This is a genomic window from Amycolatopsis sp. NPDC088138 (genome assembly GCF_044741685.1).
GTDB lineage: Bacteria > Actinomycetota > Actinomycetes > Mycobacteriales > Pseudonocardiaceae > Amycolatopsis.
Map to the genome: position 1 here is coordinate 780,423 of NZ_JBIUTB010000005.1, position 16,774 is coordinate 797,196.

Here is a 16,774-nt window from a genome sequence, read left to right on the forward strand (position 1 = left end):
CGGATGAACAAGAAGGGTGTCCTGGCGGTGCTCGGCACCGTGGCCGTCCTCGGCGCGATCGTCGTCTCCGCCGGGGGCAAGCTGCCCTGGACCGGTGGATCCGCCTCGGGCGACGGCTGTGACATTCCCGACCACGTGGCCGCGGGCCCGCCGTCGTCCGCGCCGGGCGGGATCAAGGTCGTCGAGCAGGGATTCAGCCAGGGGCCGTCCGGCCTGGTCAGTCTCGGGGCCATCGTGGAGAACACCGGTCCCGAGGTCGCCTCCCGGATTCCGGTGCGGTTCCGCCTGTTCGACGCCGCACACCACGAGCTTCCCGGAACCGACGCCCTCGAAATCCCGCTGCTGCTGCCCGGCCAGCGGATCGGCGCCGGGAAGGGCACCTATGCGGGGAACGCCCAGGTGGCCGGCGCCGAAGCGAGCGTGGGTGCGAACGCCTGGCTGCCCCGCGCCGCCGTGGGCGGCCTCGCTCCGATCGGCACGGCCTACCTGCGCACCCTGCGGTTCTACCCGGACAACCCGGTCAGCGTCGACGTCCACTACCAGGAGACGTCCGCGAACTGCCGGGACCTGCTCAGCAGCGGCACCGCCGTGGTCTTCCGCGACCGCGCCGGGCGGATCGTCGGTGGCGACAGCGGCTTCCCGGACGTCCCGATCGTCTTCCGCGACGCGCACGGCACCGACCTCGGCGGCGACTGGCGGCACCCGGCGAGCCCGTCGTGTTCGCAAGGAGAACGGGAGACCTGGGTCGTCCCGTACGTCGGCGCTCCCACGACCGCCGACGACGCCCGCACCGAGGTCTACCCGTTCTGTGGGCTCGCTCCGGAATGATCGCGCCGCGGTCGCCGTTAAACTTGGCTGGCCCTTTTCCTTGAGGCGAAAGCAGGATGCTCTTGTCCGTCTCGCCGGACGAAACCCGCGACCACGCCGCCGAGCTCGAACGTGAGCAGGCGTACGTCACCACCCTCTACACCAAGCTCGACGCCGAACGCGTCGACGCCCAGCGGCGCCTCGACGAGACGCTGCGGCTGACCGGCGGCACCCCGCAGGCCCGCACCGAACGCGACGTCGCGACCACCCTATACACCGACCGGCTCGCGCAGCTCGGCTCCGTCGAGCAGGGCCTCGCCTTCGGACGGCTCGACTTCGTGCCCGGCAGCACCGAGGAGACCACCTACATCGGCCGCCTCGGGCTGTTCGACGAGGACGACGACTACCAGCCGCTGCTGGTCGACTGGCGCGCGCCCGTCGCGCGGCCGTTCTACCTCGCCACCGCCGCGTCACCCGATGGGGTACGCCGGCGGCGGCACCTGCGGTCGCTGACCCGCAAGGTCACCGGCTTCGACGACGAGATCCTCGACCTCGCCGCCGCCGACCAGGGGCAGGACCTCGGGCTCGCCGGCGAGGCCGCGCTGCTCGCCGCCCTGGAGCAGCGCCGCACGGGTGAGATGAGCGACATCGTCGCGACCATCCAGGCCGAGCAGGACCGGATCATCCGCGCCCCGCTCGGCGGGGTCATGGTCGTGCAGGGCGGGCCGGGCACCGGCAAGACCGCCGTCGCGCTGCACCGCGCCGCCTACCTGCTCTACACCCACCGCCAGCAGCTCACGACCCGCGGTGTGCTCGTCGTCGGGCCGAACAGCACGTTCCTGCGCTACATCGGCCAGGTCCTGCCCTCCCTCGGTGAGACGGGCGTGCTGCTCGCCACCGTCGGGCAGCTCTACCCGGGCCTGGACGCCGACGGCGTCGAACGGCGCGAGACGGCGGAGGTCAAGGGCCGGCTGGTCATGGCCGACGTCCTGGCCAACGCCGTCCGCGACCGCCAGCGCGTCCCCGACCCGGTGCTGGAGATCGAGTACGAGCACGACGTCCTCAAGCTCGACCGCAAGACGTGCACCGACGCCCGGACCCGTGCCCGCCGGTCGCGGCGCCCGCACAACCCGGCGCGGCGCCTGTTCGTCTCCGACGTCCTCGACGCCCTGACCCGCCAGGCCTCGCGGAAGCTGGGAGAGGACCTGCTCGACAGCCAGGACGTCCAGGACATCCGCGCCGAGCTGGCCGCCGACGAGCACGTCGTCGCCGCCCTGAACGAGCTGTGGCCGGTGCTGACCCCGGAAGGCGTGCTCGACGACCTGTTCGCCGACCGCGAACGCCTCGGCAGCGCCGCCCGGAAGCACCTGTCCGAGGCGGAGCGCGCGCTGCTCGAGAGCAGCCGCGACGCGAAGTGGACACCTGCCGACGTCCCGCTGCTCGACGAGCTGGCCGAGCTGATCGGCGTCGACGACACCGAGGCCCGCGTCGAGCGCAAACGCCGTGAGCGCGAGGACCGCGCGTACGCCGAGGGCGTGCTGGACATCCTCGAGCAGGACGAGGAGATCATCGACGAGGAGCTGCTGCGCGTCTCGGACGTCCTGGACGCCGAGCTGTTCGCCGAACGCCAGGTGGAGCGCAGCGAGCTGACCGCGGCCCAGCGCGCGGCGGCGGACCGGACCTGGACGTTCGGGCACGTGATCGTCGACGAGGCCCAGGAACTGTCCGCGATGGACTGGCGGCTGCTCATGCGGCGCTCGCCGAACCGGTCGATGACCCTCGTGGGTGACGTCGCGCAGACCGGCGCCGCGGGTGGCGCGCGGTCGTGGGGCGAGGTGCTCTCGCCGTACGTCGAGGACCGGTGGCGGCTCGAGCAGCTGACCGTCAACTACCGCACGCCGGCCGAGATCATGGCGGTCGCGGCGCGGGTGCTGGCCGAGGTCGACGCAGGCCTGACGGCGCCTTCGTCGGTGCGCGAGACGGGCGTCCCGCCGTGGTCGGCACGCCCGGCCGACCTCGCGGCGGAGCTGCCCGCGCTGGTGGACGCCGAACTGTCCGCTGTGGACGGTGGCACGGTCGCGGTCCTGGTGCCCGCGAACCGGTTCGACGAGGTTTCGGCCGTGCTGGGCGCTTTCGGCGAACGGCTGAGCGTGCTGACGGTCGAGCGGTCCAAGGGCCTGGAGTTCGACTCGGTGGTGCTGGTCGCGCCGGACGAGGTCGTCGCGGGCTCGCCGCGCGGGCTCAACGATCTCTACGTGGCCCTGACCAGGGCGACCCGGCGACTCGGTGTGGTCCGGACCGGTGACGAGGTACCGGCACTCTCCGTGCTTGGCTAGTCTGCCCGGCATGCAGAAAATCGGGAAGATCGTGGTCGCCGTCGCGGCGGCGCTGTCCCTGGCCGCGTGCGGCCAGGACGCCCAGCCCCAGCAGACGGCCGCGCCGGCGGGCCCGCCGGTTCCGTCGTCGAACGCCGCGCCGGCGACCCAGAGCAAGGGCCGCGAGTGCACGGCCGACGACGTCAAGACGACGGGCAAGTTCGGCGAGGCGCCGACCATCACCATCCCCGACGACTGCGACCCGCCGAAGAAGCTGATCACGAAGGACCTGTCCGAGGGCACCGGCAACGGCGCGAAGGCCGGCCAGGCGCTGAAGATGAACTACACGCTGGTGACGTGGTCGAACAAGCAGAAGCTGGACAGCTCGTTCGACCGCGGCCAGCCGTTCGACCTGAACCTGGGCGCGGGCGAGGTCATCCCGGGCTGGGACCAAGGCCTGGTCGGCATCAAGCAGGGCGCACGCCGCCTGCTGATCATCCCGCCGGACCTCGGCTACGGCCAGGGCGGCAACGGCATCGAGCCGAACGAGACGCTGGTCTTCGTGACCGATGCCGTCTCGGTCCCGACCGACAAGGGCTGAGTCCGTGGACACCCACCGCGGCCGCGTGCGCGAATGGCACGTCGAAGACGGCTGGGGGGTCGTCGAAGCACCGGGCTTCGACGACCCCGTCTGGGTGCACTACTCGATGGTCGACGCCCCGCCGGGCGTGTTCCGGCAGCTGACCGAGGGCGCCGAGGTCGAGTTCACCGCCGAGCGCGCCGAGCAGGACGGCTTCCACTGGCGCGCCGTGTGGATCAAGGAATGAGCAGTACCTTGCCGGTCGTCCGGCGGCCCTGAAGGTCTTCGTGGGCTCGCTGGGCGTCGGCGAGCGGGTACGTGCCGCCGATGCGGACGGTCAGGTCGCCCGCCAGGACCGTGTCGAACAGCTCCTTCGCGCGCCAGTCCAGCTCCTCGCGCGTGCGGACGTAGTGGACCGACGTCGGGCGGGTCAGGTACAGCGAGCCGCCCGAGTTGAGGCGCTGGGGGTCGACCGGCGGCACCGGGCCACTGGCCGCGCCGAACAGCGCGAGCAGGCCGCGGACCTTCAAGCTCGCCAGGCTGGCGTCGAACGTGTCCTTGCCGACGCCGTCGTAGACGACGTCCACGCCTTCGCCGTCGGTCTGGTCGCGGACCGCCTTCGCGAAGTCGTCACGGTCGTAGCGGATCACCTCGTCGGCGCCGGCCTCGCGCGCGAGCTTCGCCTTCTCCTCGGTCGACACCGTGCCGAAGACCCGGGCCCCGCGCGCCTTCGCCAGCTGCACCAGCAGCAGGCCGACACCGCCGGCGGCCGCGTGCACCAGCACGTCGTGGCCCGCCTTCACCTCGAACGTCGACGCGACCAGGTAGTGCGCCGTGATGCCCTGCAGCATGGTCGCCGCGGCCGTCTCGAGGGAGACGCCTTCGGGCACCTTCACCGCCACCGACGCCGGAAGCAGCTTGCGGGCGGCGTAGCTGCCCAGCGAGCCCTGCCAGGCGACGCGGTCGCCGACCGCGAAGCCCTCGACGTCCGGGCCGACCTCGGCGACCGTGCCCGCGCCCTCCAGACCCGGGACGAACGGCAGCTCCATCTTGTAGATGCCCTGGCGCTGGTAGGTGTCGATGTAGTTCACCCCGGCCGCGGCGACGTCGACCAGCAGCTCGCCGGCCCCGGGGGCCGCGACGTCCACTTCGGCCGGTTCGAGCACTTCCGGGCCGCCGGTCTTCGTCACCTGCACTGCGGTGGGCATGCGTCCTCCTCGGGGGTCGGGCTTCTACCGGGGACAACTATGGCCGACGCCACGCTGTTCCGCGTCCCGGTCGCTTGTTGGTTATGGTTCGGGGCGTGGCTGAGGAAACCGAGGAAAAGACGACCCCGCCGACGTCGGCCCAGCTGACCGCGGCGCGCAAGTTCGTGAAGGCGCACGGCAAGCCCTCCCGCGCGGTGGTGGAGAACATCGGCCGCGCCGGTGCCCGGGTCGTGCTGGTCGGGGCCGACGGTGCGCTCGGCGACGTCGTCGTGCCGGCCGTCGCGACCGGCGAGGCGCTGGTCGAGGCCGTCGAGGACCTCGAAACCGCTTCGTGGGACGCGGAGACGGTGAAGGCCACCAAGATCGGTGCCGCGCACCGCCGCAAGATGGCCGGCAAATGAGCCGCACCGCGATCCTCGTCGGCTGCGCCGAACTGCCCGAGGGCGACGGCGACGAGCACGCCCTCCCGGCGGCGCTGACCGAGCTGGGCTTCGCCGTCTCGTGGGCGGCCTGGGACGACTCCCGCGTCGACTTCGGCGCGGCCGACGCCGTGATCCTGCGCGCCACCTGGGACTACCCGGAGCGCCGCGGCGAGTTCCTCGACTGGTGCGATTCGGTGCCCGCGCTGTACAACCCGGCGGCCGTGGTGCGCTGGAACACCGACAAGTCGTACCTGGCGGAGCTGCTGGACGCGGGCGTGCCGGTGGTCCCGACCACGCTCGTCGAGCCGGGCGAACCGGCGAAGTTCCCCAAGTCGGCATACGTGGTCAAGCCGTCGGTCGGCGCGGGTTCCCGCGGCGCGGCCCGGTTCGACGCCGGCGCGGACGCTTCTGCCCACGTGGCTGCCCTGCACGCCGACGGCCACACGGCGCTGATCCAGCCGTACCAGTCCAGTGTGGACACCGAGGGCGAGCTGGCTTTGTCGTACTTCGGCGGCATCTACTCCCACGCCTTCGCCAAGAGCGCGATGCTCGGGTCCACAATGGACGACTCCGGGCTGTACCTGACCGAGCAGCTGGCCAAGGCCGAGCCGCCCGCCGACGTGATCGCCGTCGCCGAGGACGTCCTGGACGCGGCGTCGGCGCTGCTGGGCATCCTCCGCGCGGAGCTGCTGTACGCGCGGGTGGACCTGGTCCGCGGCGCGGACGGCAAGCCGTTGCTGCTGGAGCTGGAACTGACGGAGCCGTCGCTGGGCTTCCGCCAGACGGACCCGGCCGCGGCGATGCGGTTCGCCTCGGCGGTGCGGCAGCAGCTGGCCTAGCCGGCGGCGGCTTCGACGATCGCGGTCAGCTCGGCCGGGTGCGACAGGAACGGCGAGTGGGACGACGGCAGCCGTTCGACGTGCCCGGCCCGCCGCGCCATCGCTTCCTGGGCGAACACGGGGATGGCGTTGTCGTTCTCGCACACGACGTAGGTGCTGGGCACGGTCTTCCACGCGGCGCCGGTGAGCTCGTCGCCCGCGACCGAGTAGCTCTGCGGGCGCAGCCGGGCGATCGCGGCCGCCGCGGTCTCCGGATCGACGTCGGCGAAGAAGATCTCGTGCGGCGTCAGCGGCGTGAAGAGATCACCGTCGACCTTCCACCAGGACGGCGGCCGCCCGCCGACGGCGCCGAGCAGCGACTCGCCTTCGTCGAGCTGGAAAGCGGTGACGTAGACGAGGTGCACGACGTTCGGCGCACCGGCGGCGCCTTCGCTGACGGGCGCCCCACCGTACGAGTGCGCGACCACGACGACCGGCCCATCGATCGCGTCGAGGGCTTTACGGACGGCGCGGGCGTCATCATGCAGCCCTGGCCGGTTCTTGTCCGGGGCGACGCTGGGCAGGTCGACGGTCTCGACCCGCCACCCGCCGGCGACGAGCCGCGTCCGGACGGGCTCCCAGCACCAGGAGCCGTGCCAGGCCCCGTGGACGAGCAGCAAGGTCGGACGCGTCATCGGGTCTCCACGGGGTTCGCGCGGGTCAGGCGCGCACAGCCCAGCGGAAGCCGGGCCGAAGAGCCAGCCATGTTTCCACTGGGCGGAAGACCGGGCATCATCGGACAGCCCGGTATACGACCGTCAGCGCGAGGACGACGACCGCGCCGATCGTGGTGACGGCGATGGATCCGGTGATCACGTAAAGGCCGCCTATTCCGGTCAGGCCGGCTTTGATCAATTCTCGTAGCCCCCGGGAACCGCCTCCGCGGTTCGAAGGCCGCCCCCCGATTTCTTTGCCCACTGCACTACCCCTCTCTATGGTGTACTAGTACGCCATAGTGTCGAGTGTGCCTCTCGAAGTCTGGGACCAGGAATGATCTTTGATGGTGCGAAGGTGTTTCTGTCGGTCGGACCGGCGCTCTTCTTTTTCGCCGCTGTCCGGTTTTTCCGCCGGTTGTCGATCTTTGCCCGGAGGCGACACGGTGACGGCGCAGCCGGATTGTGAACGCCTGGGGAGGTCTCCCGAGAAGGCGGCGCTGGGATTGCTGGCCAGACGGCAGGACGGGGATCTGCTCGGAACTCTCCGGCGCGCGGTCGAATCGTCGGTGAGCGGTTCTCCCACCGCGCTCGCCTGTCTTGTCGATCCGACCGCTTCACTGGCCGCCACGCCGGAGGTGCGCGCGCTGGCGATCTGGGGGCTCATCGTCGACCGGATCGGCCGGCTGGGCTCGGTGCTGGAACCGCGTGAGCACTTCACCCTGCTCGCCGCGTTCCGGCTCCCGCCGGTGCCGGACGGCGGCGCGAAGTGGGCGCCGACCCTTCAGGAACGGTTCCGCCAGCTGGCCAAGGTGCGCGGCCTGTTCGGGAGCCGGGAACCCCTGTCGGACACGCCGATGAACCGAGCGTGGGCCAGCGCGCTCGGGACGCTCTGCGATGCCGTGGAGCGGGCCCTCGCGCGTCTCGACGGGGAAGCGTGGTCGCCCTACGTGGAGATCGGGCGCTCGGCCGCCGAAGGAACCATGCCCGGAACCGGGAGTGCGGAAGGGTTCCGTGCTCCGTCCGAGGGCGCGCAGCCGGTGTTCGTGGAGCAGATGGTCGTCACCGTGGTCATGGATCGCCGGACAGCGTTGCGCCGCTTCACCAAACGGGTCATCGTGGCTCGCGAGGACGGTCTCGACGGTTACGACGTGCACGCGGTAATCGGATGGTCCGGGAACCTCAGCGACCTCCCAGTCAAGGCCCTGTGGAACTGCCGTCTCGTCGCGCCGCCCGGGGAGCACCCGGGTGATCCCGTGGTGCCCAGGCTGCGGTTCCGGCGGAGGCTGCGGCTGAACGAGTCCTACGGTTTCGCTTCCGAAGCGGTCGATGAGCGCCCTCACGAAGAGCGGCAGTGGATCGGCGTCGCGATCGACCACCACGGTGTGGCGCCGGGGAAGCTGACGATCCGGGTGAACTTCGACGAAGAATGCCTGCCGGAATCCTGCTGGTGGTACGCGGAACAGCTTGAAGTCGAACGATTGCGTCGCCCGCCGGCGGGGGATCCGCGTCTGCTCGACGTCGGGGACGGGTTCGTGCAGCACACCTTCGAGGGGCACTGCCACCCGCGCGAGGAGTACGGGATCGCCTTCAGATGGCCCCGGACCTGAATGGGGTGAAGCCGCAGCTGCCCGATGCGACTTCCCCCTCCCTGGGGACATGGCGTGGATCAGTTGCCGGTGTTGCCGCCGCCTTCTCCGCCGCCACCGCCACGATTGTGGTGGTGTCGGTACACGCTTCCGTCTCCTTAGTTTGCTCAGCGGAGCACTACACTCCGCAAGGGGAGGCTACCGTGCGTGTTCGCGGAGGCGTGCACTGGGTGGACGTTAGGCGCGCTTCGCGGCCAGCCGGTCCACCCGCGGCCACCGCACGTCGGTCGCCCAGCCGAGCTTCTCGAAGCCCCAGATGACCCGGGCCGAGACGTCCACCTGACCCCGCAGCACCCCGTGCCGGGCGCACGTCGGATCCGCGTGGTGGGAGTTGTGCCACGACTCGCCCATCGACAGGATCGCCAGCGGCCAGAAGTTCGCCGCCTTGTCGCGGCTGGCGAACGGGCGCTCGCCGATCAGGTGGCAGATCGAGTTGACCGACCACGACACGTGGTGCAGGAACGCGATGCGGACCAGGCCGGCCCAGAAGAACGCCGTCACCACGCCCCACCACGACCAGCTGAGCAGGCCGCCGAGCACGGCCGGCAGGACGAGGCTGAGGGTGATCCACAGCCAGAAGAAGCGGTTGACGACGCGCAGGTCCGCGTCCGCCACCAGGTCGGGGGCGAAGCGGTCGGCGTTGGTCACCTCGCGGCCGAACATCCAGCCCATGTGCGCGTGCCAGAACCCGCGCAGCAGCGCCGACGGCGACGTGCCGAACAGCCACGGCGAGTGCGGGTCGCCCTCGCGGTCGGCGAAGGCGTGGTGCCGCCGGTGGCTCGCGACCCAGAAGATCACCGAACCCTGCACCGCCATGCTGCCCGCGACGGCCAGCGCGATCCGCAGCGGCCGGTTCGCCTTGAACGCGCCGTGGGTGAAGTAGCGGTGGAAGCCGACCGTCACGCCCAGCGTCGCGAAGACGTAGAACACGGCGGCGAGGATCAGGTCGATCCAGGACATGCCCCAGCCCCAGACGAGGGGGACGGCGATGAGCAGCGCCGCGAACGGCACCAGCAGGAACGTCTTGAGCACGATCATCTCGCCGGTACCACGGCGGTGGGAGATGAGTGGCTTGGGCGCGGAGCGCGTCGTCATGGCGCGAACCGTAGCCTGCCCGAGTTACGACGGCGTGGCCGACTGTTGCTCAGGCGGTGGCGAGTTCCGGTTCCCTCGGTGCGGCCGTCAGGGAGACGACCGGGCCGCGGTCGCGGCTGCCGGTCCACAACGACGCCGTCGCGACGATGACGGCCATCGCGCCGAGGACGTGGAACGAGACCATGGCCTCCGGCACGCCCAGCGCGTACTGCAGCGAACCGAGGCCGCCCTGCGCGAGCGCGACCACCCAGACGACCGTGTAGCGCTGCCACAGCGCCTTCGGGGCGCCGGCGCGCATCAGCTGCAGGCCGAACACCGCGAGCAGCAGCAGGTAGGCGATGAGCAGCCCGCCGTGGATCTGGGCGAGCGTCTCGACCGAGACGGCGAGGCGGTGGGTGTTGATGTCGCCGCTGTGCGGGCCGGCGCCGGTGACCGTGGTGCCGGCCGCGAGCACCAGCCACATCACGACGGCGAGCACGACCAGCAGCTTGCGCCCCGCCGCCGGCACCAGCGACCGCGCGGGTTCGTCTCCCTCGCGGAACGCGCGCAGCAGCAGGACGGCCAGCCAGACCAGGGGAGTGGTGGCGAGGAAGTGGATCGCGACGGTCCACCACTCCAGCTTCGCGAGCACGGTCATGCCGCCGACGACGGCCTGCAGCACGACGCCGCCGGGCATCGTCCAGGCGAGCTTCACCAGCCGCTTGCGGGACGGGTGGTCGATCTGGACGCGCCACGCGGTGATGACGGCGATCGCGGCCACGGCGATGACGACACCGGTCAGCATCCGGTTGCTGAACTCGATCCACTGGTTGAGCGCGTCGATGCCGGAGTCGTGCTTCGGCACGAGGCTGCCGGCGACGCACTGCGGCCAGGTCGGGCAGCCGAGCCCGGACCCGGTGACGCGCACGATGGAGCCGGTGACGCCGATCAGCGCCTGCGCCAGGACCGCGGCGATCCCGACGGCCCGCTGGATCGCGGCGGAGGGATACGGCAGGCGGGCGACAAGGCTGGTGAACGGCACGGCATCGATGGTAGAGCGCGCGGAAATCCGGCTTTCGGCAGGTCCTGACGCCCAGAACGCCGGGACGGGCACAAGGGACCAAGGTCACGCATAGCCGTCTGTGACGAATGTGGCTGCCCCTCTGCAGAGGGGCACTTGGCGTCCTTCGAAGGGGTCCCCGTCCGGTGCTGCTTCGACGGCACCTGGCCCGGCCCCTTCTTGCTGCCACGCCTGCCGGAGGCCGTTCCGTGTGACGACGCACTCGGGTCGACCAAGGTGGTGTGGATCCCTATCTCGATTGCACGATGGGCAAGGTGAAGCCCTTCAGCGCCTCAGGGGGTGGCGACGTCGTGCTCTCTGGCCCGGGGGCGCGGGAAGCGCTGTTCCCCGACGTGTGCTTGCTTCAACCGGTTCTGTCAGGTGAGTTTCGTCGTGCGGGAAGCCAAAGCGCCCGCCAAGACCGCCCACACCACCAGCACCGCCATCGGCCCGGGAGCGAACGACCCGTCCACCAAAGCCGCGCGCATGCCTTCAGCCAGCGCCCCGGAAGGCAGCAGTTCGACGACAACCGCCAGCCCAGACGGCAGCGCAGAAGGCGCCAGCAGGATCCCACCGGCCAGCAGCAGCACGAACCAGACGATGTTCGCCAGCGCCAGCACGGCTTCCGCGCGCAGCGCGCCGCCCAGCAGCACGCCCAGCGCGCCGAACGCCAGCGTGCCCAGCACCAGCAGCAGAACCGCCGACAGAAGTCCGGCGAGAGAAGGTGACCAGCCCAGGAACAACGCCACGACGCCGATCACCACGGACTGCAGGAGAACCACCACGAGCGCCGCGATGAGCCGGCCCGCGACCAGCAGCCAGCGCGGCAACGCCGTCGCCGAAAGGCGCTTCAGGACGCCGTAACGGCGGTCGAAGCCCAGCGCGATCGCCTGGCCCGTGAACGCCGACGACATCACCGCCAGCGCCAGGATCCGGGGTGTGATCCAGTCCACTTTGGACGTCGAGCCGAGCTGGGACGCCGGGAGGATGTCCAGCAGCGACAGGCCGATCAGCAGCGCCAGCGGGATGAGCAGGGTCAGCAGCACCTGCTCGCCGTGGCGCAGGGTGAGGCTCGCCTCGACCCGCGCGTGGGTCCGCAGCATGCGGCCCAGCGAGCCGCGTCCGGGCGCCGGGGTGAACGTGCCGGGCTCGAAGGCCGTCATGCCCGCAGCTCCCGTCCGGTCAGCTCCAGGAATACCTCTTCGAGCGTGCGGCGGCCGACCTGCAGCTCCTCCGGAAGCACACCCTGCTGGGCGCACCACGACGTGACCGTCGACACGACCTGCGGGTCGACCAAGCCGACCACGACGTACGTGCCCGGCGCCGACTCGCGCACGTCGTAGCCCTCGGGCAGCGCCGCGGTGAGCAGCGCCGTGTCGAGCCGCGTGCGGGCCTTGAACCGCAGGCCCGCGGTGCCGCTTTCGTCGATCGTCAGCGTGTGCGGCGCGCCCGAGACGACGACCTTTCCGTGGTCCATGATCACCACGGTGTCGGCCAGCGCTTCGGCCTCTTCCATCAGGTGGGTGGTCAGCAGCACCGAGACGCCGTCGGTGCGCAGCGCGCCCAGCAGGTCCCAGACCAGGCGCCGGGCCTGCGGGTCCATGCCGGCGGTCGGTTCGTCGAGGAACAGCAGCTCGGGCCGCCCGACCAGGGCGCACGCCAGCGAAAGCCGCTGCTGCTGCCCGCCGGAGAGGCGCTTGAACGGCGTCCGCCGCACCGAAGCCAGCCCGAGGATGTCCAGCAGCCAGGCGGGATCCAGCGGTGACGCGGCGCAGGACGCCACGAGCTTCAGCATCTCGTCGGCGCGCACGCCCGGGTAGGCGCCGCCGCCCTGGGGCATGATCCCGAGCCGGGGGCGCAGGGCGGCCGACTCACGACGCGGGTCGAGGCCGAGCACGCGCACCGAACCGGCGTCAGGCTTCAGGAAGCCTTCGCAGATCTCGACGGTGGTGGTCTTGCCGGCCCCGTTCGGGCCGAGCAGGGCGAGCAGGCTGCCGCGCTCCATCCGCAGGTCGAGACCGTCGACCGCGCAGGTGGAGCCGTAGCTTTTCACCAGCCCGGTGATCTCGACGGCGGGGGCACTCACGTCGGGTCACGATACGGCGTCGGCATGCGCGGGCACCCGCGGGGACGGCCTGGAGAGCAGGACGGGCGCGAGCCGCCGCACGATCAGCATTCCCGCGCCGCACACGACGATCGCCGCGACGTAGGCGAACGGCAGCACGTACGGGCGGCCGTCGAAGGTGCTGCCGGTCGGCGGGAGCAGGAACGGCAGGGCGGCGGACAGCACCGTCGCGGCCACCCGGAACCGGGACGTCCCGGCGGCCGCGGCGAGCGGGATCACCGCCCACAGCACGTACCAGGGCTGCAGGTTGATCTGCAGGATCATCACCGCGCCCAGCGAGACGCCGAGGCCGATGATCGGCCGGTAGCGCCACTTGAAGCTGTCCCAGAGGAACTTGAACGTGATGGCCACGGCGATGAGGTACCCGAGCGCGCCGAGGATCGGCACCAGCGCGTTGGTGTGGTTGCCCAGCCCGAGCGCGATGCCGAGGACGCCGGACAGGTTCGCCAGCTCCGCGGTGGGGGAGATCCAGGCGCGGACCAGGCCGGGTGTGTTGAACGTCGCGCCGACCCAGCCGAAGCCGAGCCCGGAGCCGAAGCAGACGGCGGCCAGCACGACGCCGAACCAGGCCGCCATCGGCGCCCCGGCCAGGAACAGGTCCTTGAGCCTGCCGTGCCAGCGCCGCGCGACCATCACCGCGAAGAACGGCAGCGCGAACACCGCCGGCACCTTGACCGCGACGCCGAGGGTGATGATCGCGACACCGAGCCCGATGTACAGCAGCTCACCCGGCGCCAGCGGTGGTGGCGTGTCGCCCTTCACCCGGATCGGCAGCCGCCGGATGCCGACCTCGAGCCCGGCGAGCATCAGGCCGATGGCCAGCGCGTCGTTGTGGGCGCCGGCGATGAAGTGGAAGATCAGCAGCGGGTTCAGGGCGCCGAGCCACAGCGCCGTCGCGGGCTGGACGCCGAAGCGGCGGGCCAGCCGCGGCAGGGCCCAGACGATGAGGACGACGCCGGCCAAAGCGAGCACGCGCTGCAGCAGCACGCCCATCGCGATGCTCTGGCCGGAGATCGGCGCGAGCCAGCCGCCGAGGCGCAGCACCAGCGGCCCGTACGGGGCCGGCGTCTCGCGCCACATGTTCGACACGCCCGCGGTGAACGGGTCGGCCACGCCGAGGGCCTGCGCCGGGCCGAGGGTGTAGGGGTCCATCCCGCGGTGCACGATCTCGCTCTGCGCGAGGTAGCTGTAGACGTCGCGGGAGAACAGCGGCGGGATCACCAGCAGCGGCAGCACCCACAGCGCGATCGTGCGGGCGAGCTGCCCCTGCGACGCGAGCCGCGCGCGGTCGGGGCGGGCGAACTTCCCGAGCATCAGCCAGCTGAGCACCAGGATGCCCATGCCGGAGATGGCGATGGCCAGCGACACCGTGGGGATGCGGGTGAACAGCCGCAGCACCGGGATCTCCTGCACCGGGTTGATCACCGGCGCGGCGCCGGCGCCGAGGGAGCCCAGCGCGAGGAAGAGCGACCCGATCGTGCCGAACCGCCGGACGACGTTCAGCCCCCGCACCTCGTCCCCCTCCAGGGGGAGCGCCACGCGGGGCTCGACGGGCGACAGGGTCACCGGATGCGTGCTCCCGGTGACGATGTCCGCCACTCGCCGGTCCTGCCGTGCAGGATGTTCACCCAGTTCGCCCACAGCCACGGGAGCCAGGGTATCGCCGCCGGTGCGGAGTGAGTCGGGTCACTGCCGAAGACCCCGCCTTTGCCGTCCGCCGGGAAATAAGACACACTTGTGTTGTGAAAAAGACGGCGGCAGCGGACCAGGTGGGTGGCGACACGCCCCGCACCGCGGTCAACGCCGTCCCGTCGCAGGTCAGCGCCGAGGGCAAGACCCGCAACGAGGTCGCCCGGCTGCTCCTGGAACAGGGTCCCATGACCGCCGTGGTGGTCGCCGAGCAGCTCGGGATCAGCCCCGCGGCCGTCCGCAGGCACCTGGACGCTCTTCTCGCGGACGGCGAAGCCGAGACGCGGGACGCGCCCCGTCGCGGACCCCGAGGCCGGGGTCGTCCGGCCAAGCTCTTCCTGCTGAACGAGTCGGGCCGCGCCCGGTTCGGGCACGCCTACGACGACCTGGCCGTCTCCGCCATCCGCTTCCTGGCCGAGCACGCCGGTGAAGACGCCGTACGCGCCTTCGCCGAGCAGCGCATCGAGAAGCTCGTCGGGCCGCACCGCTCCGCGATCACTGGATCGAGTGATCCGGCGGCGCGCGCGGAGGCCTTGGCGACCGCGCTGACCAGGGAGGGCTACGCTGCGTCGACCCGTCAAGTAGGTGCTCCGGCACCTGGCCAGAACGTCGGCGCTCAGCTCTGCCAGCACCACTGTCCGGTCGCCCACGTCGCCGCGGAGTTCCCGCAGCTGTGCGAGGCCGAGACGGAGGCGTTCGCCGAGCTGCTGGGCACCCACGTCCAGCGGCTGGCGACCATCGCACGCGGTGACTCCGCGTGCACCACCCACGTACCCGCCACGGCGGGTCAGCCGGCCCATCCCGAGCCGGTCAGAACGGTGCCCTCAGGGCGCACAGCACGGATCCCGAATGGAGGGAAACCCGCATGACTGCCGCTGCCGAGCAGCGCACTCCCACCACCGCGCCACTGAGCCAGGAAGAGACCATCGAGTCCCTTGGCAAGTACGCGTTCGGCTGGGCCGACTCCGACGAAGCGGGCGCCAGCGCCCGTCGCGGGCTGAACGAGGATGTCGTCACCGACATCTCCGGGAAGAAGTCCGAACCGGAGTGGATGCGCGAAGCGCGACTGAAGGCGCTCAAGCTCTTCGAGAAGAAGCCGATGCCCAACTGGGGTGCCGACCTCTCCGGGATCGACTTCGACAACATCAAGTACTTCGTGCGCTCCAGCGAGAAGCAGGCTGCGAGCTGGGAAGACCTGCCCGAAGACATCAAGAACACCTACGACAAGCTCGGCATCCCCGAGGCGGAGAAGCAGCGCCTCGTCGCCGGTGTCGCGGCCCAGTACGAGTCCGAGGTCGTCTACCACTCGATCCGCGAGGACCTCGAGAAGCAGGGCGTGCTCTTCCTCGACACGGACACCGCGCTGCGCGAGCAGCCGGAGCTGTTCGAGGAGTACTTCGGCTCGGTCATCCCGGCCGGCGACAACAAGTTCTCCGCGCTGAACACGGCGGTCTGGTCCGGCGGCTCGTTCATCTACGTGCCCAAGGGCGTGCAGGTGGACATCCCGCTGCAGGCCTACTTCCGGATCAACACCGAGAACATGGGCCAGTTCGAGCGGACCCTGATCATCGTCGACGAAGGTGCGTACGTGCACTACGTCGAGGGCTGCACGGCGCCGATCTACCAGTCCGACTCGCTGCACTCGGCGGTCGTGGAGATCATCGTCAAGAAGGGCGCCCGCTGCCGCTACACGACCATCCAGAACTGGTCGAACAACGTCTACAACCTGGTCACCAAGCGCGCCAAGTGCGAAGAGGGCGCGACCATGGAATGGATCGACGGCAACATCGGTTCCAAGGTGACCATGAAGTACCCGTCGGTCTTCCTCATGGGCGAGCACGCCAAGGGTGAGGTCCTCTCGGTCGCGTTCGCGGGCGAGGGCCAGCACCAGGACGCGGGCGCCAAGATGGAGCACCTCGCGCCGTACACCTCCTCGACGATCGTGTCGAAGTCGGTGGCGCGCGGCGGCGGCCGCACCTCCTACCGCGGCCTGGTCCGCGTGGCGAAGCGGGCGCACCACTCGCGGTCCAGCGTCGTCTGCGACGCCCTGCTGGTGGACACGATCTCGCGCTCGGACACCTACCCGTACGTGGACATCCGCAACGACGAGGTGTCCATGGGTCACGAGGCCACGGTGTCCAAGGTCAGCGAAGAGCAGCTGTTCTACCTGATGTCGCGCGGCCTCGACGAGGCCGAGGCGATGGCGATGATCGTGCGCGGGTTCGTCGAGCCCATCGCGCGTGAGCTGCCGATGGAGTACGCGCTCGAGCTGAACCGCCTGATCGAGCTCCAGATGGAAGGGTCCGTCGGCTAG

General features: G+C 70.9%; 16 protein-coding genes. 9 read left to right on the forward strand and 7 right to left on the reverse strand.

Annotated elements, in window-relative coordinates; all coding sequences use genetic code 11:
- The first annotated feature begins 3 nt into the window (after positions 1–3).
- The 4 genes from ACIOD2_RS30195 to ACIOD2_RS30210 are packed head-to-tail and all read left to right on the forward strand — an operon-like array spanning position 4 to position 3,949.
- Positions 4–828, forward strand: coding sequence for a hypothetical protein (locus tag ACIOD2_RS30195; protein WP_400545275.1), 825 nt, complete (start codon positions 4–6; stop codon positions 826–828).
- 56 nt (positions 829–884) lie between these two features.
- Complete coding sequence (locus ACIOD2_RS30200) at positions 885–3,143, forward strand: HelD family protein (protein ID WP_400545278.1); 2,259 nt, start codon at positions 885–887, stop codon at positions 3,141–3,143.
- A 10-nt stretch (positions 3,144–3,153) separates the two neighbouring features.
- Entirely contained in the window at positions 3,154–3,723 is a 570-nt protein-coding gene (locus ACIOD2_RS30205; protein WP_400545281.1) for an FKBP-type peptidyl-prolyl cis-trans isomerase, read from the forward strand.
- 4 nt (positions 3,724–3,727) lie between these two features.
- On the forward strand, positions 3,728–3,949 hold the full coding sequence (locus tag ACIOD2_RS30210) for a cold shock domain-containing protein (RefSeq protein WP_400545284.1): 222 nt from the start codon (positions 3,728–3,730) through the stop codon (positions 3,947–3,949).
- On the opposite strand, the gene ACIOD2_RS30215 is transcribed toward ACIOD2_RS30210, so the two are convergent.
- Positions 3,939–4,910 carry a quinone oxidoreductase family protein gene (locus ACIOD2_RS30215; RefSeq protein ID WP_400545287.1) on the reverse strand — a complete coding sequence of 324 codons (972 nt, stop codon included), beginning with the start codon at positions 4,908–4,910 and terminating at the stop codon, positions 3,939–3,941. The two genes, ACIOD2_RS30210 and ACIOD2_RS30215, sit on opposite strands and share 11 nt — an antisense overlap.
- Positions 4,911–5,005: 95 nt before the next feature.
- Here ACIOD2_RS30215 and ACIOD2_RS30220 point away from each other — a divergent pair, with 95 nt between their 5' ends.
- Entirely contained in the window at positions 5,006–5,311 is a 306-nt protein-coding gene (locus ACIOD2_RS30220; protein WP_400545290.1) for a hypothetical protein, read from the forward strand.
- Positions 5,308–6,171, forward strand: a complete 864-nt coding sequence (locus tag ACIOD2_RS30225) for a RimK family alpha-L-glutamate ligase (RefSeq protein WP_400545293.1) — start codon at positions 5,308–5,310, stop codon at positions 6,169–6,171. The genes ACIOD2_RS30220 and ACIOD2_RS30225 overlap by 4 nt, the downstream gene beginning before the upstream one ends.
- On the opposite strand, the gene ACIOD2_RS30230 is transcribed toward ACIOD2_RS30225, so the two are convergent.
- A complete protein-coding gene (locus tag ACIOD2_RS30230) occupies positions 6,168–6,845 on the reverse strand; it encodes an alpha/beta fold hydrolase (protein ID WP_400545296.1) in 678 nt (225 codons plus the stop codon). The genes ACIOD2_RS30225 and ACIOD2_RS30230 overlap by 4 nt on opposite strands.
- A gap of 464 nt (positions 6,846–7,309) precedes the next feature.
- Between ACIOD2_RS30230 and ACIOD2_RS30235 the strand changes: the two genes are divergently transcribed.
- Complete coding sequence (locus ACIOD2_RS30235; protein WP_400545299.1) at positions 7,310–8,473, forward strand: hypothetical protein; 1,164 nt, start codon at positions 7,310–7,312, stop codon at positions 8,471–8,473.
- 216 nt (positions 8,474–8,689) lie between these two features.
- Here ACIOD2_RS30235 and ACIOD2_RS30240 read toward each other — a convergent pair whose 3' ends face one another.
- The 5 genes from ACIOD2_RS30240 to mptB form a co-directional block, all read right to left on the reverse strand.
- A complete protein-coding gene (locus ACIOD2_RS30240) occupies positions 8,690–9,607 on the reverse strand; it encodes an acyl-CoA desaturase (RefSeq protein WP_400545302.1) in 918 nt (305 codons plus the stop codon).
- A gap of 49 nt (positions 9,608–9,656) precedes the next feature.
- Positions 9,657–10,628 carry a heme A synthase gene (locus ACIOD2_RS30245; RefSeq protein WP_400545305.1) on the reverse strand — a complete coding sequence of 324 codons (972 nt, stop codon included), beginning with the start codon at positions 10,626–10,628 and terminating at the stop codon, positions 9,657–9,659.
- Between the two features lie 395 nt (positions 10,629–11,023).
- Positions 11,024–11,809, reverse strand: coding sequence for an ABC transporter permease (locus tag ACIOD2_RS30250; RefSeq protein ID WP_400545308.1), 786 nt, complete (start codon positions 11,807–11,809; stop codon positions 11,024–11,026).
- On the reverse strand, positions 11,806–12,732 hold the full coding sequence (locus ACIOD2_RS30255; RefSeq protein WP_400545311.1) for an ABC transporter ATP-binding protein: 927 nt from the start codon (positions 12,730–12,732) through the stop codon (positions 11,806–11,808). Before ACIOD2_RS30255 ends, ACIOD2_RS30250 begins: the two co-directional genes overlap by 4 nt.
- A 6-nt stretch (positions 12,733–12,738) precedes the next feature.
- A complete protein-coding gene (gene mptB, locus ACIOD2_RS30260; protein ID WP_400546190.1) occupies positions 12,739–14,370 on the reverse strand; it encodes a polyprenol phosphomannose-dependent alpha 1,6 mannosyltransferase MptB in 1,632 nt (543 codons plus the stop codon).
- A gap of 143 nt (positions 14,371–14,513) precedes the next feature.
- On the opposite strand from mptB, the gene ACIOD2_RS30265 reads away from it, so the two are divergent.
- Complete coding sequence (locus ACIOD2_RS30265) at positions 14,514–15,329, forward strand: helix-turn-helix transcriptional regulator (RefSeq protein WP_400545314.1); 816 nt, start codon at positions 14,514–14,516, stop codon at positions 15,327–15,329.
- Positions 15,326–16,774 carry a Fe-S cluster assembly protein SufB gene (sufB, locus tag ACIOD2_RS30270; protein WP_323330380.1) on the forward strand — a complete coding sequence of 483 codons (1,449 nt, stop codon included), beginning with the start codon at positions 15,326–15,328 and terminating at the stop codon, positions 16,772–16,774. The genes ACIOD2_RS30265 and sufB overlap by 4 nt, the downstream gene beginning before the upstream one ends.

Excerpts from the sequence above, each read along its gene's own strand:
- ACIOD2_RS30195 (WP_400545275.1), top strand. The coding sequence starts at position 4 with ATGAACAAGAAGGGTGTCCTGGCGGTGCTCGGCACCGTGGCCGTCCTC.
- ACIOD2_RS30200 (WP_400545278.1), top strand. The coding sequence starts at position 885 with ATGCTCTTGTCCGTCTCGCCGGACGAAACCCGCGACCACGCCGCCGAG.
- ACIOD2_RS30205 (WP_400545281.1), top strand. The coding sequence starts at position 3,154 with ATGCAGAAAATCGGGAAGATCGTGGTCGCCGTCGCGGCGGCGCTGTCC.
- ACIOD2_RS30215 (WP_400545287.1), bottom strand. The coding sequence starts at position 4,910 with ATGCCCACCGCAGTGCAGGTGACGAAGACCGGCGGCCCGGAAGTGCTC.
- ACIOD2_RS30225 (WP_400545293.1), top strand. The coding sequence starts at position 5,308 with ATGAGCCGCACCGCGATCCTCGTCGGCTGCGCCGAACTGCCCGAGGGC.
- ACIOD2_RS30230 (WP_400545296.1), bottom strand. The coding sequence starts at position 6,845 with ATGACGCGTCCGACCTTGCTGCTCGTCCACGGGGCCTGGCACGGCTCC.
- ACIOD2_RS30240 (WP_400545302.1), bottom strand. The coding sequence starts at position 9,607 with ATGACGACGCGCTCCGCGCCCAAGCCACTCATCTCCCACCGCCGTGGT.
- ACIOD2_RS30250 (WP_400545308.1), bottom strand. The coding sequence starts at position 11,809 with ATGACGGCCTTCGAGCCCGGCACGTTCACCCCGGCGCCCGGACGCGGC.
- sufB (WP_323330380.1), top strand. The coding sequence starts at position 15,326 with ATGACTGCCGCTGCCGAGCAGCGCACTCCCACCACCGCGCCACTGAGC.